16 protein-coding genes and 1 pseudogene are annotated in these 18,977 nt (G+C 62.6%); 8 read left to right on the top strand and 9 right to left on the bottom strand.

The genetic code is table 11. From position 1 onward, the window contains the following. Positions 1-154: 154 nt before the first annotated feature. The 5 genes and pseudogenes from ihpB to V5F61_RS20575 form a co-directional block, all read right to left on the bottom strand. Entirely contained in the window at positions 155-1,144 is a 990-nt protein-coding gene (gene ihpB, locus V5F61_RS20595; RefSeq protein ID WP_012112638.1) for a divalent metal ion exporter adaptor subunit IhpB, read from the bottom strand. After that, a complete protein-coding gene (locus V5F61_RS20590; protein WP_238123841.1) occupies positions 1,141-2,457 on the bottom strand; it encodes a TolC family protein in 1,317 nt (438 codons plus the stop codon). The genes ihpB and V5F61_RS20590 overlap by 4 nt, the downstream gene beginning before the upstream one ends. Positions 2,458-2,522: 65 nt before the next feature. Further along, positions 2,523-2,948 (bottom strand): hypothetical protein, encoded by a 426-nt coding sequence (locus V5F61_RS20585; protein ID WP_238123842.1) that lies wholly within the window; start codon positions 2,946-2,948, stop codon positions 2,523-2,525. Between the two features lie 236 nt (positions 2,949-3,184). Further along, positions 3,185-3,987 (bottom strand): annotated as a pseudogene (locus V5F61_RS20580) (IS5 family transposase). A gap of 185 nt (positions 3,988-4,172) precedes the next feature. After that, the gene (locus V5F61_RS20575) at positions 4,173-5,531 is read right to left on the bottom strand and encodes a tyrosine-type recombinase/integrase (RefSeq protein WP_238123843.1); all 1,359 of its coding nucleotides are present in this window, start codon (positions 5,529-5,531) and stop codon (positions 4,173-4,175) included. A 573-nt stretch (positions 5,532-6,104) separates the two neighbouring features. On the opposite strand from V5F61_RS20575, the gene V5F61_RS20570 reads away from it, so the two are divergent. Continuing rightward, positions 6,105-6,362, top strand: coding sequence for a hypothetical protein (locus V5F61_RS20570; RefSeq protein ID WP_393990542.1), 258 nt, complete (start codon positions 6,105-6,107; stop codon positions 6,360-6,362). A 34-nt stretch (positions 6,363-6,396) separates the two neighbouring features. After that, positions 6,397-7,953: an ISL3 family transposase gene (locus V5F61_RS20565; RefSeq protein WP_393990543.1), complete on the top strand. Its 1,557-nt coding sequence runs from the start codon at positions 6,397-6,399 to the stop codon at positions 7,951-7,953. 360 nt (positions 7,954-8,313) lie between these two features. On the opposite strand, the gene V5F61_RS20560 is transcribed toward V5F61_RS20565, so the two are convergent. Genes V5F61_RS20560 through V5F61_RS20545 form a run of 4 tightly spaced genes read right to left on the bottom strand, consistent with a single transcriptional unit; the run spans position 8,314 to position 11,996 of the window. Further along, positions 8,314-8,925 (bottom strand): hypothetical protein, encoded by a 612-nt coding sequence (locus V5F61_RS20560; RefSeq protein WP_393990544.1) that lies wholly within the window; start codon positions 8,923-8,925, stop codon positions 8,314-8,316. Continuing rightward, the gene (locus V5F61_RS20555; RefSeq protein ID WP_393990545.1) at positions 8,900-10,084 is read right to left on the bottom strand and encodes an ImmA/IrrE family metallo-endopeptidase; all 1,185 of its coding nucleotides are present in this window, start codon (positions 10,082-10,084) and stop codon (positions 8,900-8,902) included. The genes V5F61_RS20560 and V5F61_RS20555 overlap by 26 nt, the downstream gene beginning before the upstream one ends. After that, on the bottom strand, positions 10,081-11,442 hold the full coding sequence (locus V5F61_RS20550; RefSeq protein WP_393990546.1) for a 7-cyano-7-deazaguanine synthase: 1,362 nt from the start codon (positions 11,440-11,442) through the stop codon (positions 10,081-10,083). The genes V5F61_RS20555 and V5F61_RS20550 overlap by 4 nt, the downstream gene beginning before the upstream one ends. Continuing rightward, positions 11,439-11,996, bottom strand: a complete 558-nt coding sequence (locus V5F61_RS20545) for a hypothetical protein (RefSeq protein WP_393990547.1) — start codon at positions 11,994-11,996, stop codon at positions 11,439-11,441. The genes V5F61_RS20550 and V5F61_RS20545 overlap by 4 nt, the downstream gene beginning before the upstream one ends. Before the next feature lie 355 nt (positions 11,997-12,351). On the opposite strand from V5F61_RS20545, the gene V5F61_RS20540 reads away from it, so the two are divergent. The 6 genes from V5F61_RS20540 to V5F61_RS20515 form a co-directional block, all read left to right on the top strand. Then, positions 12,352-12,822 carry a hypothetical protein gene (locus V5F61_RS20540; RefSeq protein WP_393990548.1) on the top strand — a complete coding sequence of 157 codons (471 nt, stop codon included), beginning with the start codon at positions 12,352-12,354 and terminating at the stop codon, positions 12,820-12,822. Positions 12,823-13,042: 220 nt separating this feature from the next. After that, positions 13,043-13,612: a hypothetical protein gene (locus V5F61_RS20535; RefSeq protein ID WP_393990553.1), complete on the top strand. Its 570-nt coding sequence runs from the start codon at positions 13,043-13,045 to the stop codon at positions 13,610-13,612. Next, positions 13,609-14,307, top strand: coding sequence for a hypothetical protein (locus V5F61_RS20530; protein WP_393990549.1), 699 nt, complete (start codon positions 13,609-13,611; stop codon positions 14,305-14,307). Before V5F61_RS20535 ends, V5F61_RS20530 begins: the two co-directional genes overlap by 4 nt. Then, entirely contained in the window at positions 14,307-15,062 is a 756-nt protein-coding gene (locus V5F61_RS20525; protein ID WP_393990550.1) for a protein phosphatase 2C domain-containing protein, read from the top strand. Before V5F61_RS20530 ends, V5F61_RS20525 begins: the two co-directional genes overlap by 1 nt. Positions 15,063-15,349: 287 nt before the next feature. Beyond that, the gene (locus V5F61_RS20520; RefSeq protein WP_394104078.1) at positions 15,350-16,627 is read left to right on the top strand and encodes a YiiX/YebB-like N1pC/P60 family cysteine hydrolase; all 1,278 of its coding nucleotides are present in this window, start codon (positions 15,350-15,352) and stop codon (positions 16,625-16,627) included. Between the two features lie 52 nt (positions 16,628-16,679). Beyond that, on the top strand, positions 16,680-18,977 hold a 2,298-nt coding region (locus V5F61_RS20515), incomplete at its 3' end, for a hypothetical protein (RefSeq protein ID WP_393990552.1).

Raw genomic sequence — 18,977 nt, 5'->3', positions numbered from 1 at the left:
GCGGCCCTGGCCGCGGACCTCCACCAGCGTGAAGCCGGGGAATTGCGGCAGCTCCTGCAGCGCCTGCACCACCCGTCCCTCAAGGTGGGGATGGATGAGCGCGGTCAAAAGCTTCAGATCCTCCTGGGGCGCAGGATCAATCCGGGGCGTGAGATCAATGCTCATGGCTGGCGCTCCCCTTGGCGAGCTCGGCCTTCACCACGAAGGAGTTCTTCGCGGCATAGACATCCCCCGGCATCAGGCCGAACAACACTTCGGCCCATTCGGCGTCGCGGTCGCCGATCTCCACGTCGCGCGGCTCGAAGGCGTCGCCGTTGCGCACGAACACCACCGTGCGCCCGTCGACGGCCTGCAGCGCGCCGGGGCGCACGGCGAGGTCCACAGGCTTCTCCGCAAGGGTGATGGTGCCCACCGCGAACAGGCCGGGGCGCAGGCGCAGGCCGTCATTGGGGATCACCACGCGGGCGAGCGCCGTCTGCGTGTCCGACGCGCCGATGGGCGAGACATAGGCCACTTCGCCGGCAATGGGGGCGCCGCCGTCGTCCGGGTCCACCTCCACCTTGTCGCCGACCCGCACCCGGGCGAAGTCGCGCCGGTAGACGGAGAGATCCACCCACAGGGTGGAGAGGTCCGCCACCACGAAGGCGGGCTTCTGCTCCGAGGCGTATTCGCCCAACGCCACCTGCCGGTCCACCACCGTGCCGGCGATGGGGGACTTCAGGTCATAGGTGGTCAGGCTTTGGTTGCTCTCGATGACGGCGAGCACGTCGCCCTTCTGCACCGTGTCGCCGATCCGCTTCCGGATCTCGCGGACGACGCCGGGAAAGCGCGGCGTCACCTGCACCACGGTCTCCTGGTTGGTCTGCACGAGACCGTTGAGCCGCAGCTTCTGCCGCAGCTTTTCCGGTCCCGCCGTCTCAAGGCCGATGCCGGCCGCTGCAAGCTTGGCGTTGTTCAGCTCCACGGCGCCCTCGCCGTGGGATTCGCCGCCCTCGCCTTGGCCCGGTTCGGCCCCATGTCCGGCTTCGGCGGCCACCGTGCCGGGCACCGGTGCCGTAGGCCCCTGAAAAGCATAGATGGCGCCCGCTCCGGCCATAAGGCCGACCACGAGCATCGCCAGGTCGCGTCGCGCCGTGCGGCTCATTTCGTCTTTCCCTTGCTGAGGTTCACCGGCCGGCCGATCAGGCCCTCGATGGTCGCGAGCGCGGTGTGGAAATTGACCAGGGCGTCGAGCTCGCGCAGCGACGCATCGGTGAGCGCGGACTGGGCGTCCAGCAGCTCGAGCAGCGTGTAGCGGCCCTCGCCGTAGCCACGCTCCACGCCCTCGAAGGCGCTGCGCGCGCCGGGAATGGTGCTGGTGCGCAGCAGGCTGACCTCGTCATAGGCCGCCTTCAGGGTGTCGTGGGCGCGCCCCAACTGGGCGATCAGCGCACCGCGGGCGATGGCCTCCTCCGCCTCCGCCCGGCGCAGGGATTCCTGTGCCTCGTAAATGCCGCCTTCATTGCGGTCGAAGATCGGGATCGGCACTGAGAGCGTCACCCGCATGCCGCTGTCGGCGGTCTCGTTGTAGTGGCGATAGCCGACCCCCAGGGTCACGTCGGGCACCGCTTTCGCCTGCGCGGCGCGCAGCTCGGCCCGCCGCTGCCCTTGGACGGCCGTGAAACGCGTGAGTTGGGGGTTGCCCTGAGCCTGCTTGATGAGGCTCGGCAGCGCTGGCGGCGCGCTGACTTTGAAAAGATTGCCCGTGGCGCGGCCGAACCGGGCCTCGTTCATGCCCATGAGCACGGCCAGGTCACGTCGCGCGGTCCCGAGAGACGCCTTGGCCCGGTCCAGCTCGACTTTCGCGAAATCTGCGGCGACACGGGCGCGCGAAATCTCCGCAGGAGAGGACGCGCCCGCATCCACCCGCGTCTGCAGCAGCGGCGCAAGGCGCGCAATCGCCGCCGCCTGCTGATCGAGGATGGAGACGCGCTGCTGCGCGCCCAGCACGGCGGAGAAAGCTGCGGTGGTTTCCGCCAGCACCTGCAGGCGGGTCGCCTCACGCTCCCAGCGCGCGACTGTGACACCCGCGCCGGCGGCGGCCATGCGCGCCTCGCGCTTGCTGCCCAGCTCCACCAGCTGGCTGATCTGCAGCGTCTGCTCGGCGAGGTCCAGCCCCTGGTAGGAGCCAGAGCCCATGGCGTTGTCCACCTCCAGCGACAAGGCCGGATTGGGCAGTGCGGCGGCCTGGGTGGAGCGGCCGGAGGCCATGCCGATGTCCCGTTCCGCCGCCGTGAGGCGGGGATTGGCGGCGAGCGCGCTCGCCATCGCACTGGTCAAGGCGAGAGGGCGCTCGGCTGAAGAACGCGCGGCTGCAGGGCGTGTGGATTGGGGACGCGCGGATTCGGCAAGCGTCGGCGACGCCGGAAGCAGCACAAGGGCTGCCATAAGCGCACGCGCAAGGGCACGAGGCGGCATGATCTGATCCGATGGCTGTGAGCTGAACGCAGGCGCAGGGCGCCCGCGCGCGGACAGGGGTCAGATCAGGCGCAGGGGGGACGGATTTCGGTGGGAACGGTACGGCTCGACGCGGTCGCCGGTTCAATCGCGACGCGAACGGGCGTCAGGCCGCCGAGCGGCGCGGTGGCCACCACGGGCAGCACGAACGCCACGCAGCCGTGACAGCTGTGATCGACCGTGGATGTGTCGGCCTGGGGGGAAGACTTGCCGTTGCTCTGAGACTGCGGCTCAGCATGCTCCGCGGCGAGGACGTCCGGCAAAACGCCACCGGGATCGGAAAAGCCCAGCGACAAACCGGCAATGGCCGCCTTCGCCTCTTCAGCATGGCGGGTGGTGAGCGTGTTGAGCATCGGGCCCGCGACGAGACCCATGACGAGCGCCAGCACCACGCCCTGGCGGAAGGCCAGCGCACGGCACGCGATCATCATGCGGGTGAGGACACGAAGCATGTTTCTGAAGTGCTCCGGGACAATCCGCCTGTCAAGGGTATCCCAGACACAGCACATCATCTTTTCGCTGCTGTGGCGTCAGATAACCGAGATGCAAGCGTCTCACGTTTCTGTGACCGGAGACCATCGATCTTCAATCCTGATTGCGATGGATTGGAGGATCGTTCCAGCCTCGTTGTTCGGCATTCGCAGATAAATTCGCAAGGGCTGAGGGGGTGTTTGAGAAGGGCATCGGTTCATTGCCATCTGCGCAGCAGTGTGGCTGAAGCCGCGACGGTGATGAGGGTTTCAGCAACAGCGGTGATCTGCTCGTAGTCGCGGACGAGGCGGCGGTTCTTGAAGATCCAGGCGAAGGTGCGTTCCACCACCCATCGGCGCGGCAGGACCTCGAAGCCTTTGGCGCTGGTGCCACGGCGGATGATTTCGAGGGTGATGTGGGCCTTATCCGCCGCCCATGCCGCAAGCCGCCCGGCATAGCCGCCATCGGCGAGGACGCGGGCGACGAACGGGTAGCGCTGGCGCGAGGCCGTCAGCGGCAGCTTGCCGCCATCGCGGTCCTGGATATCGGCTGCGTGGAGACACACGCAGAGCAAGCGCCCGTCTGTGTCGGTCAGGATGCGCCGTTCGCGGCCGGTGATTTTCTTGCCGGCGTCGTAGCTCTTGGCGTCCCCTTTTGATCAGCGGTGCGCACCGACTGACTGTCGAGGATCGCCGCCGAGGGCGAGGCAGCCCTGCCGCTGCGCTCGCGGTCGGCCATGACCAGGGTGTGGTGAACTCGCTCCCAGACGCCCTCGCGTTGCCAGCGGCGCAGATAATAATAGACCGTCCGCCACGGCGGCAGGTCACGAGACAGAAGCTGCCATGCCGGCCCGCACGAAATAGAGGATGGTGTTTACTAGTTCGCGCGACGTCGCCTTCCTGGGGCGCCCGCCCGCCCGCCCGCCTGCGCTGCAGGGATCAGCGGCGCGATCAGATCCCGTTGTCCGTCCGTCCGGTCGGTCTCGTAGCGGCGCCGTCCGGGCGGGGTCTTGCGGGGCATGGAGCGTCGGCTCGTCTCGTGGATCCGACGCCCTATGATCACGCCCCTTGGGAATCCTTGTCAAACACGCTCTCAGAACGGGGGAAGGGCGGCGCTGATGGTCGCTGCATGTTGCGCTCCGGGGGGCAACGGACGGCTATCGCCCGCGCTCCGGTAACGATTGACTATGATGAGGACCATTGAGCTTATGGCCCGACATGTTCCCCGGCGTTTTGACTGGTGCTCCGAGAGATCGAGGCTCCCTGTAGAAACTGGACCAGCGCCGCTTTCCGGGACCCACGATCGAGCGCATAGGCGGTCTGCTTGAACTCAATCCCGTCGAGCAGCCCCTGGATGTAGCCCGAAATGGTATCTGCGGCCATGATCAGAGCTGTGTCGAGCGTATGGATGTAGTTGCTGGTGACCGATCCCTTCGCATGGCCAACCAGGGCGGCGATGGTGACCTCGGTGAAACCCAGATCGTTCGCAACGCTGGCGAAGCTGTGGCGGAGGACGTGAGGGCTAATATCGGCCAGGGGTGAGTTTGCGAAGATCTTCCCCCAGTGATTGGGGAAGCTGCCGAACGCGTTCTCGCCGCCCCGGCCGGGGAAGACGTAATCTCCGATCGCCTCATTCCGGCGCCTCTCCAGATACTCCACCACGGGCAGCCCGATGGGCCGGATGGAGCTTCCCTCCTTGCTATCCTTCAGGCGCAGGCAACTGCAATCCGTATCGGCTTCATCCCATCGCAGCGTCACCATCTCCATGCGCCGGCAGCCGGTCAGGGCGATCTGGCGGATGATCTCCACCGACATCCTGTAGTTCTCGTTTTTGGAAGCCGTCTTGAGCAGGTCGCCGAGGACGCGATATTCGGCTTCGCTCAGTCGTCTGGCGCGGACATTGTCTTTCGGCCGCCGCACACCGTGCGCCGGGTTCGTTTCGATGATCCCCGCTTCGACAGCGTAGGTGAGAATGCCGCCCAACAGGCCGATTGTCCGCGTGGCTGTGCCGGCGCCGCCTCTCACGATGGACTTGCCGCGCAGGTTCTTCGTCATGACGGTGACACGCGTCTTCCCTGCCATGATGTCCTTCATGGCCCTCGTGATGTCGGCTTTCGTCAGGTCCCTGACGCGACGCGAGCCGAGGAGGGGAACGATATGACGGTGGATGCGGCCGAGATCGGAGGCGATCGTGCCCGGCTTCTTGGGGCGCCCGCCTTTTCCGAGGATGAGACCGGCTTGCAGGTCGGCGAGGTAGAGGTCACAGAGTTCCTTGACCGTGAGCGCCTTGCGATCAAGCAGCCGTTCTTCAGCCGGGTCGTCGCCTTGCGCGATCCGGCCCAATTGCGCTTTGGCTTCCTGGCGCGCGCGTTCAGGTGTCCATACCCCGTGCAGCCCTATCGTGAACCGACGCGATCGGCCCGCCGACCGATACTGAAGGACGTAGCTTCGCTTGCCGGACGTGAAAACCCGGAGGCCAAAACCAGGGAGCTCGTCGTCCCAGATCACGTAATCCTTGGCGCCGGCCTCTGCTGCATCGACGGCCCTTTTTGTGAGCTTAGCCATGGAAAATCTCCGCCCTTGTCGCTTCGTCTCGCGTAAGCGCCACGTAAGCGGCAGGAAGAAAGTGGTAGCGGAGAGAAGGATAGTCTCGGCTATGGCCAGCTACAAATTCTTTTTTAATAACAGTATGATATCGCATTTCTTCGTGCTCCATCGTGATTTCGACGGAGCTACAAGTAATCCCTCCGAAGGCGGAGGCCACACGTTCGAATCGTGTCGGGTGCGCCATTGCAATCAGGGATTGCTTCGACGATTGGGCGAAAAGTTCGCATCCAAAGGGCGCACCACCTTGCCAAGGTTGGGGTCGAGGGTTCGAATCCCTTCGCCTGCTCCAGTTTTTCGAAAGAAATCAATAAGTTATGACGTTGTCCCCGGACGGGCGGACGTGGCTTTCCCGCTTGTGGCTACCACGGGGCTACCACCGGTTTTCATTCCGCTTCGTCTGGCGTTGGCCTCCGCAGGTGAGCGCTACACGTTTGATTGCTCTAAGCGCATTTATGCACTCTTAAATCGCAGTCGCTCCGAACTCCCATCAGCGGGCCCCAGCTAGTGGATTGACTGAGACGGAAGAGTCCGTTGGTGGATTCCGTTTGGCGCCGGCCTGTGGTTGTCTGGTACATGCGCAACGGGATCACGATCACTCTCGGCGAGGCGGACCGGCGGCAGCTTGATGCCCTGGCCGCCGATCGCAACACGCCGCAGAAGTACGTCTGGCGCGCCCGGATCGTGCTCATGAGTGCCGACGGCGTCGGCACCTGTCAAACGGCGTTGGAAGGGGACCCCGGATCGGCGTCCAAGAAGGGGTCTGACTCACTTCCGATGCAGTCGAGCTGAAGGCTGACGTTCGTTCTCATGGGGAATCAACGTCATGCGGGGCTCATTACGGTTGTCGTCGTCGGTGCCGGGCGGGTTGGTCGCGGGTGAAGTGGCGATCGAGGGGAACATGCTGGTGGTGACGGCACATGGTGCCGCGGCGAACGGGCAATGCCCGTCCTGCCACCAGGACTCGTCACGGCAGCACAGACGGTATTTTCGCGTCCTCTCGGACCTACCGGCGTCGGGCCGAGGGGTGCGCATCCGGCTCGTGGTCCGGCGCTTTCGATGCGGCACCGAGACCTGCTCAACCCGCATCTTCGCCGAGCGCTTTGGGAATGAAGTGCTTTCTGTTCGATCCCGGCGGACGGCTCGGCTCGAATGCCTCGTCCATCATCTTGGATTGGCACTCGGGGGTCGGCCGGCGGCCAGCTTCGCCAAGCGGCTGATGCTGCCCGTCAGCAACGACACCTTGCTGGGTGTCGTGCGGCGCCGGGCCCGCCCGCGAACCGAGCCTCTCACCGCCGTTGGGATCGATGACTGGGCCTTTCGCCGAAATCATCGCCATGGAACGATCATCTGCGATCTGGAGCGGCGCCGGATCGTGAAGCTCCTGCCCGACCGCGAGATCGCGACGGTCCAAGCCTGGCTTTCCGGGCATCCCGGAATCAAGATCGTGTCGCGCGATCGCGGCGGCGGCTACGGTGAGGCAGCCGCCAGCGCCTTGCCCGACGCCATCCAGGTCGCAGATCGCTGGCATCTGATGGAGAACGCAAGCTCAGCCTTCCTCGACGCCGTGCGCAAGTCCATGCGCGCCATCCGGACCGTGATCAGTGCGACGACGATCAATCCTGACCTGCTCACCCGTGCCGAAAAGCTCCGGTACGAAGGCTACCTGCGGCGGGAAGAGACCAATGCTGCGCTCCTGGCGCTCGCCAAGGACGGCGTGCCGATCAAGGAGATCGTCCGACGGACGGGGCACAGCCGCAAACTCGTTCGCCAGGTCGTCCGCGGCGAGAGAACCGATGTTTTCCGGGTCCGGCAGAGCACGCTCGAGGCCCATCTGCCCCTCCTTGATGCGCAATGGTTCGATGGCTGCCGGAACGGTGCCGAGCTCTGGCGTCGTTTGAAAGGACAGGATTTCCGAGGCTCCCTGCGCGTGGTCAGCGAATGGGCGACGCGTCGTCGACGAGCCGAGAAAGCCACGGATCAGCAACTGCAGAAGGTGCCCTCGGCCAGAACGATCGCGCGCCTGATGACCACGGCACGCGATCATCTGAGCACAGCTGATACCGTCACGATCGCCGCCATCGAGGGAGGGGTCCCGCAACTGGTCGAGGCACGCCGCCTGATCGCGAGGTTCCACGATATGATCCGCAAGAAGATCCCGGCTGATCTCGATCCATGGATCACCGACTCTGGTGCCAGCCTGATCGCGTCCTTCGCCGCGGGCATCGCCAAGGACAAAACCGCCGTCAGCGCCGCCACGACCGAACCTTGGTCGAGCGGCCAGACCGAAGGGCAGATCACGAAACTGAAGCTGGTAAAGCGCCAGATGTACGGCAGAGCCAAGATCGATCTTCTGGCAGCCCGGCTGATCGGTGCCACCTAAACCTATCAAATCAGCATCGAAGCTGCGTCAGACCCCCGTTTGGACGCCGATAACCCCTCAAACAGGGGCCTTATTCCACGCCGATTCACACGCTGCCCACGGCCTTCGCGAGCGCCACCGGCTTCAGGCGCTCGACAGCGCGCGCACGCTTAAGGGTCTAGCGGCGGTTGAGAAGCGGGAGCTGCAATCCCTCGAAGTGAAGCGCGTGCGGGAGCAGCGGGAGAAGGAGCGCGCCGGTCAGCGGGCAGGAATCCATCCGTCTGGTGTCGCGGGCGTCACGGCGGTCGGAGCGTGGCGATGAACGCCCGGCAGATCGAAGGAGTCGGGGGCGCGGGGAGGATTTCGAAAGAGAGCGGTAGCCTATGCTGTCTTTCGCGCGGCTTTTGGCAGGCTGGCGCAGGTGGCGGCGTGCTCCGGCCCGATCAAGGTGGCGAGATCGCCAACAAACTCCGGAGGAACGCGCATGCGGCCCACCTGCAACGTGCGGACCACAGTTGCCACATGCTCTGAAGTCAGTGCCGCCGCGACGGCGGGATGCAGAAGCACCTCCGCCGTGCAGCCGAGCGGCAGCGCGGCGAACGAGGCGGCGCACAAACTACGCGCCTTGCGTTCGTCAAGGAGGGCAAAGGCGCCTGCTTCCACCGCGTAGGCAATCGTCGCTGCTTCGCCGTCGTCCAGGGTGAGCCGGGCGGAACCGTCGATAAGGCTCTCGTAGATCGGAGCACCGATGCCGCCGATTTCAACGCGGCCGACGAGGCCTGCGTTGATCAGATCGTGAAGCTGCCGGGCGTCGCCATGGCCGTTGCGTTCGCCTGCCCCAAGCTCGGTCACGGCATTGCCGGTCACCACAAGACGGTGAGGAAGAGCTCTGATGATCTCCCGTGCCCGCCCAGAGGCGTTCAGGTTGATCACGATGCTCGCATCGGCGACGAGGATAGCGGAAGGACTAGCGAAGAATCTTGATGCGTTCATCAGCTTCGCTTTCTTCGCGCTCCGCCCCATCGAGCAGTTCCCGGATGCCATGACGGTCAAGTTCCAGCAGGCGGGCCAGCTGTCCTTCGCTGTAGAGCTCCTTCTTCCAGGCTTCACGGGCGAGCAAGGCAAGACGTGGCGGGACAAGACCCCTTGCCAGAACGGCGATGTCCGCACGCACGGGCAGATCGCCAAGGACCTCGCGTACCTGTGCGTCGCTTATGCCGTCATGTTCCTGGAACCAGTCCCACGTTCCATCGCGCGCCAGTTTAAGCTCTTCCAACCGCCGCACCATGGCCTCGCGGGAAACACCGAAAGCGTGAGCAAGCAGAATAACGTGCCGGCGCGTTAGGTGGGACTGACCAGCGGTGATCTCGGCGAAGCGCTGGCGCACAGCGCGGGCCGGCGTGATGAAGTTGCGCTGAAAGTAATTCGCGTAACGCTCTTCGCGTGAGGCGAACCGCTCCTCATCGGTAAGAACTTCAGGCTGCCTCCGCGTAGAGACAACGTGGGCGAGCTCATGAACGCCCGTCTGGGTTAGTCTCTCGTGCGGATGGTTTGCGTTGAGAAGGATACAGGCGCCCGCTGCTTCGTCGTAGGCGAAGAGTCCCGATACTTTTCCACCAAGGGGCCGGACGTAAACACGGATGCCCAGCTGCAAATCAAGAAGGGATACGATGTCCGTCACCGGACCCGCACCAAGGCCGAGCCAGTCGCGCAGCTCCTGCGCATCCTGCTCGGCCTGCGAGCGAACATCGCCCGGCAGCAGCGGACGCTCAGGCGGATAGTTTCTCGCCCGGGAGACACCGAGGGAATTCTCAAGTTCGACTTCCGCCCGGACAAGGCCGTTGAGAAGGCGCGTGGCGCGCTCGATGTCGTCGTCCTTGCTGTCATCCAGCTTGCGGAACCGCGGTACCATATCGAGGTGCACAGCCTCGCGACGCAGGATCGCGTTCGCCGACGTCCGATAGGCCGTGGCGAGCTTCTGCAGCTCATCCATCTGAATGCGGCGTTTGCCCTGTTCGATGGCGACAAGCGTCGTACGCGCGGCCCCGATCAGGTCGGCGGCCTGAGCCTGCGTCAGCTTCGCGCCTTCGCGTGCCAGCCGCAGCCGCTCGCCGATTTCTACTTCGCTCAGTCGCTCTGGTATGCCGTTCATTGATCGTGCCGCGTCCACTGCCTGAGGAAGGAACGCGCTCCTGCATTCTTGATAAACATTCCCCACTCGGCAGCGTGCCGGTCGAGCACGCCTCCAAGCAGGTCCCCGACCTCCTTGGCCGTCATGCCAAGAGATGGGGCTGTGATGATGGCGTGACGCTCGACCGCGGCGCGGTTGCCGACGGCGCACATGTCCGCGAGGTGATCGAGATGAAGCGTCCCGGCAATCGCATATTCGCGGAATGCCGCGCTCATCCTCTTGAAGTCCTTATGCACGGCATCGTCGATGGTGCCTGCCGTGAGGTCGTCGCAAACATAAGTGCCTGCGGGTTCCTGCAGTCCGGCGGCGTGAACGCTCATCCGGCGAAGCATGCAAGCGGCACAGATACCGCATTGCGTCAGTTTTCCATTCAGCGCGCTCCATTGGGCCCCGCGCCAACACGACTTCGTCTCGCGCCAGGAATCGCTGCCAGGCAAGGCGGCGTAGGCTTTAAGCGTCTCGCCCTTGGTGTGCCAGAGCCGGGGCGATGAAAATTTGAAGGGGCGTCCGAACAGCGATGCCAGAAACCGCTCCATGCGCTTCATGAAAAGAGGGTGATTGCGATAGTCGGGATAAGCGTGAGCAGCCGTGATCAACGCCGGTCCGAATGCGCCCTGGCCGCTTTCGGGAACGATGATTTCTGCGGCTTCGGTCAGATAAGCGGCGAGACCGCTGATGAGGGCGAACTTGAAGCCCCGGCTTCGCGCGCTCGACTCGCCTCTTGCCGATACGGTGTAAGGAACCGTCGCAAACGGCTCGCGCTCCCGCTTGCCGGGCAGACCGGCGGCTTTCGGGCCGACACGCACGCGCACCAGTTGCTCGCCGAGGGTTGCTGCCATCAGACCGGCAACGGCGCGGGAATCCATGCCTTCGCTGTAGGCGATCACGGCCTTAGTTCTTACGGGCAGCTGGAGGCACTCTTGCGTCGGAGACGGCGCTTCGCCGCGCCGCTGAACGAACTCGATCGTCCAGGCATCTCCGGTCAGAAACCGCAACGCTTCTTGGAGAGAGCCGACGACATCAGGAGCGGCCCATCTTTGCGGCGCATGCACCGGCAGCCGTAGCGTGAGCATCCGCGTCCAACCGAGAGAAGGGCGCCGGGTCGAGCGATCGGCATACTCGACAGCAGCAGCCAGCATCATCGCGTCGTAAATCAGCGGCTCCCATCGCGCGAAAGCATACGATTCCAGAGCTGCGGTAGAGAATCTGAAGTCGCGTCCGAGATCGAACGCCGTCCGCCCTTTGCGCGGCAGCCCGCCGGGCTCGATCACATCGATGTCGTGCGTAGGGATCCGGGGAATGTAGGAGTGAACGGTCATAGCGGTGGCCCTTCGTCAACGCCCTTGCGGGTGGGGAGAGTGACGGCCCGTTGCCGGGGCGGAGCGTTGCCGGACAGCAGCTCGCGGGCAATTGCTCCGCAATCGACCTTCTGACGCGCCGCGTCGAGCCGCTGGCGGACATAGTTGCTGCTGCGCGGGCTTGCTTCGCGCTGATAATGTTCTTCCGTAGCGCGAAGTGCGCTGTGCATGGTGTCGGCAAGTGCCGCGCTTACCGCCGTCTGCGCGCCGGCTTCTCCCGTCAGACCGCTCGCGACAGCGGCGACCGCACAATCGATGGCGAGATTGGCGGGGGCCGATCCGGGATGCTTCGCGCGCAGCGCTTCCAGTTGTTCGATCCGGATCGAGGGGAAGAGTGTGTCGCCGCACATCACGTCATTGATGGCCTTGAGCGGCGCCTGGAGGAGTTCGCGCTTGAGGGCAAAAGGGAGCGCCTCGGCCACCTCGTCGGGCGAGTGGGCCGCTTTAGCAGCGCGCCGTGCCAGCGTCTTCCAATGAGGGCGCAGCGGCAGGCTTCTATGAGGGCCGTCACTCATGGCGCATTCTCCATGTCAGGATTAAGCCACAAGAAAGCTGACAATGTCAATAACAATCGCGCTGGAAGCTGACATCGGCCGTTAGAGCCGTAATCTCGGTCGGCGCCCCCCCCTTCCGGGCCGGGCTTTACGGCGCGGCTTTGCCGCTCTGCGGAGTCGTTCGTCTCCGCCCATCCGGGTTACGATCCCTCCCGCCGGCACGCCTTCTATAGGTGGGCAGCATCGCTTTCGCGGCAGGGCTCCCGCCCCGCGCGCCGCGCAACGCGGCCCGTCCCGAATGCGTTGCCACCCCGGATCCACCCGCTTTCGACAAGGGCCAGGGGTGCTGCCGCACCCTTTTCGAAGGAGGTCTGATATGGCGCGACGCACACGGAGCAAGAACGAGTTCACGCTGCCGCCCGTTGTTCCGGGCGACTGGGAAGGGGAGATCTTTGGCAGTGGCAGCGTTAATCTCGGGCAGGTCGTGCAGCCTGGCCCGCCACGGCAGAGCGTCGAGTTTTCCTATATCGTTCTGCCCGCATCTCTGCATATGCCCAGCTCGCGGTTTCGCTGGCCGGGCGTTGTAATGATCATGGCGCGGACGCCCATGAAGACGGACGCTCCGGATGCGGGCGTGCTTTTCGCCAATAAGGAGCTTCCTTCGCTTCACCTGTCGCTCGATGTCACACGGGCGCAGTTTTCGGACCTGCTGCGCCTGCTGGAGGCCCAGCGGTTCAGGACATTTCACTTCACGATAGAAGCTTCAGAGCGGGAGAATGCGTGGCCTGTGCATAGCTGGGGGATGGGGGCGGAGCTGGTTCCAGCCACGGGCCGTCAGGCGGTTTGAGCGAGGCCCGTTTTGCGAAGCTGCACTTGGCAAAGCCAGGGCTATCCGAACCTCACGGATTGTGGCTACCCATATACAAGACAATGAATTAACAAATGAAAGCGCTCTTAGAGGCATCATTTATCATAACGCGTGGAGCATGATTTTCATTGACACAAACAGTCAAACTGTGATGCAGTGTCCTTAGTCCTAGGACAGCGGACATACGTGTATGAATGGGATAAAGAGTCAGGATATCGTCGTGCTGCTGAAGCTGGTCAGCCTTCAGGAGCAGGAAGAGCAGCAGGGTCCGGGAGGTCTCGAATGGAGTCTCCCGGGTGACGCGCCGTATTCCGTGCGCGGCCTTGAAGCGCTGCTTGGCATCAGCAAGACCGAGATAAACGGTGCGATACGGCGCAGCCTATCGACGGGGCTTGCGATCAAGGACCGCGCGTCCGGTCGGCCCAATCCTAACCGGCGCAACCTGCATAGTTTCATAGTTCATGGTCTGAAATACGTGTTCCCCGCAACGCCCGGCGGGATGACGCGCGGCACCCCGACGGCCTTTGCCGCACCCATGCTCAGGAGCCTGCTGATCAGCGGCGGGGACTACATCTATGTATGGCCGTCAGCCGAAGGGCGCGACATGGGGCAGTCGGTCGAACCCCTTTTCAGGAGCGTCCCGGAGGCCGTGCAGAAAGATGACCGGCTCTATGAGTATCTCGCTCTCGTAGACGCGATACGGCTCGGAAATCAGAGGGAAGCCGGACTTGCCGGGGACAGGCTCTCGGAAAGGCTGTTGCGGAAATGACCGTCCGAGGCCAGCTGCTCCAGATGCTGCAAACCGTCGCCGAAGCGCTGGGAAGCGATCTTCGCGAACGGCTGGTGTTCGTCGGCGGATGCACAACCGCCCTGTTCATTACCGATGAGATCACGCTTGAAGACGTGAGGGCCACGGACGACGTGGACCTCATCGTGGACCTTGCAGGATTTGCCGCGTGGGCGGAGATGCAGGAGCAGCTGCGTGAGAAGGGATTTGCGGAGTCGCACGAGGACACCGTGATCTGCCGCATGCGCCTTGGCGACCTCAAGGTCGATTTCATGCCGGATAATCCGGAGATTCTCGGCTTTACAAATCGCTGGTACGCGAAAGGTATGGAAACGGCGGTTACCTATCCGCTTACGGAGGCCCTCGATATACGGCGACTGACGCCGGAGCTCTTCCTGGCAACGAAGCTCGAAGCTTATCTCGGGCGCGGCCAGGGCGATCTGCTCGCTAGCCGCGACCTGGAGGACATCCTGCTGATCATGGATGGCCGGCCTGAAATTGTGGCGGAGGTGCTGGCCGCAGATAATGACATCCGGCAATTTATCGCGGAGCAGTTCACCGCTCTGCTTGCAGAGCGCGACTTCGATTATTTTCTCGAAGGCAACATCCGCGGACCGCAAGGGCGGGCCGATATCGTTCGCGGGCGCTTCGAGGCCATCAGTGCGGGCGGCGCCTGATGGGTATCGAGATCAACTGGCGTAGTCAGGCAGGAAAGAGGACCGAAGATAACCGGGATTGCGCCGGTGTCGGCATTCGCGGCGATGAGGCGCTTTGCATCGTCCTGGATGGCTCAACGGCCGGACCTGACAGCGGGACGCTGGCCCGCCGGGTCGCGCGCGAAATGATCGATTGGTTCGCGGCATCGGACGAGGCAGCAACAGCTGAAAGCCTGATCTCACGGCTGAGAGCGATCCACACCGGATTGTCTGGCCACCATCCACGCGCATCGGCCAGCTATATGATCGTGCATATCCGGCTTCCGGATACTCTTCTCGCCATTCATGCGGGTGACTGTCTCATTGGTATGCGGGACGATCAGCGCGTTATCGAGTGGGTCTGCCGGCCTCACACGCTTGCAAACGCCATAGGCGTCGATGTGCCAATCGAAGCCATTGCCGGCCAGGCGGTACGACATCGGTTGACGCGGAGCTTTCGGGTGCGGGAGTTCATGGCTCCTGATGTGGTCGCACTACACGGCGGGAGAGAGATCATCGTCGCAACTGATGGTTTCTGGGCGGATCTCCGTGCAGAAGACCAGAACCGCTTCCTTGAAGGCCAAAGCATCCCCATCCCGGCAGCCGGTGATGATTGCAGCGCCCTGTGGCTTCGGGTCATCGACGCGGCGCCGGAAATTCTCGTACGTGGAGTAAAGCCCGAGACGGACGATTTCTACGTAAAGGCAAGAGTGATGCCCGATTCCGAAAGCTGCTAATTGCGATGTTTGTAAGGGTAGCAAGTTCGACAGCAACATTTTCTAGGAAGGAAGTTTAAATTTGCATAATTGCATTCCGTCAACGCGCGTGGCGCTGGCAGCTTGCGGGTATATATCGTGCCGAATTCTAGCCGGCCTGAGGATTTATTACTATCACGTGACATGCAGAAACATGCAGGCGGATGCTGCAGTGACTATTTACATCACTCGCGCTTGTCCATAGTCTAAACACCCTTGTAATGAGCTATCCAGATGAAGAATACTTATAGCTCTGATTGGAAGAAATGATGAAGCGCATCAAAATTGACGCGTTAAAGCCAGGTGATATTTTATTCACGGCGCGTCCCAAAAAAATCAGCAAGACCATTCGTGCTGGGACTGGCGGATTGGTATCCCACGCAATGATCTGCGTGCAGCATGGCTCCTTTATAGATTCGACTTCGAGCGGAGTTCAGGCACGCAATCTGCAGCGCGAGCTATTTGAGGACGACGAGAAGGCCTTTCACTTCCGCTTGAAAAATCCGCCGGACCGCAAGGTCATAGAGCAGATCGTGGATTATGCACGGGCTGAAATCGGCACACGCTACTCCACCAGCGAAGCGATGCGATCCGTCATTGCCGTGCGCAGGCCGAGATCAAGAAGACAGTTCTGTTCCCGGCTCGTCGCGCGTGTTTACAAGCTTGCCGGCATCGGGCTTGTGCAGGATGCGGATTACTGCTCGCCTGAAGATTTGCGACTTAGCCCGCTACTAGAGGAGCTCCCGATAGAATTCGAGCCGGTTGCCGCTGACGAGATCGCATGGATGTCGAGTAGCACGAACCCGATCCAGGTCATGCATGATGCCCAGAACGCTGTGCTGGATGCTGCGCGATCTGTTGATCAGGCGGTTGAAAATTTCAACGATATGTATGAATTGCTCGTAAAGCAGCCGGAAGCCGATCAGGTGATCGCGGACGCTCTCAGGAGCAGCGGCTATCTCGACATCTGGAAAATGGAGGTCGAGCGGCATCCTTGGCGCTACGTCCATGGACTGATAGACCGCCTTGCAGCTTCGCCCGAGGATATCGGCGAATACTGTATAGGTACGGTCAAAGAGGCGTACAGCGGCGGTTTTCGCTTCGCGATCAATCTTGTGCAGCTTCAGGCGTTTCACGAACAGTATCCGCGCGAGTCTTTCCGCCTTGAGATTGACCTCTATAAAACGCTGGTACGCAATGACCAGAACCGCAGGGAAGTGGCCTATGATTGGCTCGAAAGGCATCGTCCCGATCTGCTGAAGCAGCATATGGAGGAAATCGAGCCTCATACTCCGTACTGGTGGTCGGTAGTCGACCGGGTCGAACCACGGATGGGGGCTTTGTCCCGCCAAGCGGTCTTATCGATGGGCGGCAGTCACGTTTGCTCGTCATGTGGCGATGAGACAGCTTATCCATACCGCGTGGTCAACGGCGCAGAAATCATGCCCGGAGTGCCGTCCTTGCGTCTCTGCGATGATTGCCTCGGAATCCGGCGCGGCATGAACAACGTGTTGATGCGTTTTCTGTCGGAGCCCCGAAAGACATGACCTGCAATCGCATCGTGATGTGGCATCGTTTCGACAGGCGCGGGTTTCGTTCATGACCCAGGCGACGCAGCTAAACGTCCTGGATCCAGCACAGCTCGTTCGCATCGAAGCCGTGCATCGCGGATTCCTTTTTCAGCACTTATACACCGTGCAGTGCCTGCTGTCGGCTGCAGCGTTCTCGATAGAGACCGTCGAAGTCGAGAGTGATGAAGACGTCGAGGTTCAGTCTAAAGGGCGGCGCACCTACATCCAGGTGAAGCATCGGCAGGAGTCGCTTGCCTGGAGCGATATTGAGGGGGCTGTGGCACGCTTCGAAGAGTTGCGCGCCGCTCATAAGCGCGGTGACCGCTGTGGAGAACCGGCATTTCTTATAGTCAGCAACGCGGCTCCAAACGGCCCTCTCGCTGCCAGGCTGGCTGCTGCCGACTGGCCTGACGATGTGCGGGTCGATTGGCCGTCGGCTGATCCCGCGCAGAGACTACTGCCGGCTCCATCGGAGTCGCTTCTCGCAGCGGCGGAGGCGGCCAGCAAGGTGGCGGGCAGCTTGCCTTTCGCCACGCTCTCGCCGGCTACACTCGTTTGGAAGCTGGCTGGACTTGTATCTCTCGCGGCCACCGGAGAGGACGAGAACCTGGACCACATATTCCAGGCTGAAGATCTTCCTCGCCTTTTCGAGCAGCTCGTAATACAGCTGCAGGATCTGCCACTGCCGCCATCTCCCTACCGCGTGCAAGAGCATGAACCCGAATTGCTGACGGGAGAGCGGGTCAGATTAATCGTCGGCTATTCGGGAGCCGGCAAGACATCATGGCTGGCGCAGTCCTCGCAACATGCCTCGGGGGCTCTCGTTTATCTCGATATCACTGACATGCCCAGCGCAGCCCTCGCTAGCGTCGTTGCCCGAGAGGTTGCTGGCCGCTTGTTTCAGACGGGCCGGGGCCTTGGTGAGGTTCTCCTGCCCGGCGCTTCCGGGCGAGAGATCCTCCAGCTCCTGTCGCGCCGCCTGAGTGAGCGCGGAGAGGTTGTCACTGTTGCCCTCGATAATGTTCACCAGCTCGCTGCTGAGGATTTGATAGGCGTGATCCAGTCTGGGAGGGATCTGCGCTTTGTGCTGCTGGGACGCCCCGAAGGCGAAGTGGGGACCCTGGAGGCGACTCTCGGCATCACGCGTGAGACCCTTCTGGGATGGGCGCCGGACACAGTAGCGGCAGCCGCCCATGACAATGGGTGCCAAGGCGATGCTGCTGATTGCCAGCGATTGATCGATCTCACGGGCGGCCTTCCGCTTTTCGTGCTGAATGCAATCTCGGTTGCGGGATCCGACTACGATGGCTCGCTGAAGCGGTTCTGCGCCGATCTCGCGCAATCAGCGCATACGAAAGAGGTTGCCCAGGACCTGATTCTCGGACGGGTTTTTGACCGATTACCTAAGGCGGTAGCGGATACTGCCGAACTGCTCAGCCTCTGCGACGCGCCACTGACGCGTGCGGAAATACAGTCATATGTGGCGGCAACGGAGAGAACCGATCAGCCTGTCTTTGATCGGGCTCTCCGCCAATTGGTGAGCCAAGGCTTGCTGCAGATTTTTGCCGGCGACCGGATCAAGCTTCACGACGCAGCCCGGGCGGTAGGCAAGGAACGGCTGCTCCTTCACGGTACCGAGACGGTCAACGCGCGACGGGAGGCGTGGCGAGCTGTCGTACAGAAGAGCCTTTTGGAGGCCTGGCACCCAACGAAGCTATCACTTTTCCTCCGGCTGAGCGGGGACGTTGGGCGTCTCGATATTCTTGTCGAGATGGCTACGGATGAGCTCTTCCACGAAATGGGCGTGTGGCCTGAGATTGAAGCTTATCTGGAGCACGGTGCCCAGGATGAAGCTGTCCCCCCCGATCAGCGGATAAAGGCGCTCGATGGGTTGGCATTCGCCGACCTCAAATCGGGTTCTGACCGTGCCGTTTTGTGGCTCGATCAAATGGACGCTCTGATCGCAGCTCACAACTTGGGGGCCGAGGAGCGGATTCGCGTAAACATGAAGCGAATGAGCTTCCTCGCCGGCAAAGGTGACCGGCATGGCGCTTTGAAGTTGGCGGAGGACCTTAAGCCCGTTGTCAAAGATCTCCCCGCGGGCCATCGGCGCGTGTTCTGGTACAATGTGGCCTGTGCAGAGCTCGCATTGGGAGATGCGGATGCGGCTGAGAAGAGGGTGCGGCCTCTCATCAAAGACTACTACGAGCTGATTGGCCTGACGCCCGAGCGCGTGATGGGAAATAATGCGCCCGAGTTAGCGCGCATGCTCAGGAAGGGCGCGGACGTCGATGACATCAAGCATCTCGCGGATTCCTTGGACGTG

The sequence above is a fragment of the Xanthobacter sediminis genome (assembly GCF_043195015.1).
Lineage (GTDB): Bacteria > Pseudomonadota > Alphaproteobacteria > Rhizobiales > Xanthobacteraceae > Xanthobacter.
The sequence above is the reverse complement of the archived record's forward strand: the minus strand, read 5'-3'. Positions and strand labels throughout refer to the sequence as shown.

Coding starts and splice junctions, on each gene's coding strand:
- V5F61_RS20590 (WP_238123841.1), bottom strand. CDS start 2,457: ATGCCGCCTCGTGCCCTTGCGCGTGCGCTTATGGCAGCCCTTGTGCTG.
- V5F61_RS20550 (WP_393990546.1), bottom strand. CDS start 11,442: ATGACCGTTCACTCCTACATTCCCCGGATCCCTACGCACGACATCGAT.
- V5F61_RS20555 (WP_393990545.1), bottom strand. CDS start 10,084: ATGAACGGCATACCAGAGCGACTGAGCGAAGTAGAAATCGGCGAGCGG.
- V5F61_RS20525 (WP_393990550.1), top strand. CDS start 14,307: ATGGGTATCGAGATCAACTGGCGTAGTCAGGCAGGAAAGAGGACCGAA.
- V5F61_RS20540 (WP_393990548.1), top strand. CDS start 12,352: ATGGCGCGACGCACACGGAGCAAGAACGAGTTCACGCTGCCGCCCGTT.
- V5F61_RS20520 (WP_394104078.1), top strand. CDS start 15,350: ATGAAGCGCATCAAAATTGACGCGTTAAAGCCAGGTGATATTTTATTC.
- V5F61_RS20545 (WP_393990547.1), bottom strand. CDS start 11,996: ATGAGTGACGGCCCTCATAGAAGCCTGCCGCTGCGCCCTCATTGGAAG.
- V5F61_RS20585 (WP_238123842.1), bottom strand. CDS start 2,948: ATGCTTCGTGTCCTCACCCGCATGATGATCGCGTGCCGTGCGCTGGCC.
- V5F61_RS20530 (WP_393990549.1), top strand. CDS start 13,609: ATGACCGTCCGAGGCCAGCTGCTCCAGATGCTGCAAACCGTCGCCGAA.
- V5F61_RS20560 (WP_393990544.1), bottom strand. CDS start 8,925: ATGAACGCATCAAGATTCTTCGCTAGTCCTTCCGCTATCCTCGTCGCC.
- ihpB (WP_012112638.1), bottom strand. CDS start 1,144: ATGAGCCGCACGGCGCGACGCGACCTGGCGATGCTCGTGGTCGGCCTT.
- V5F61_RS20565 (WP_393990543.1), top strand. CDS start 6,397: ATGCGGGGCTCATTACGGTTGTCGTCGTCGGTGCCGGGCGGGTTGGTC.
- V5F61_RS20575 (WP_238123843.1), bottom strand. CDS start 5,531: ATGGCTAAGCTCACAAAAAGGGCCGTCGATGCAGCAGAGGCCGGCGCC.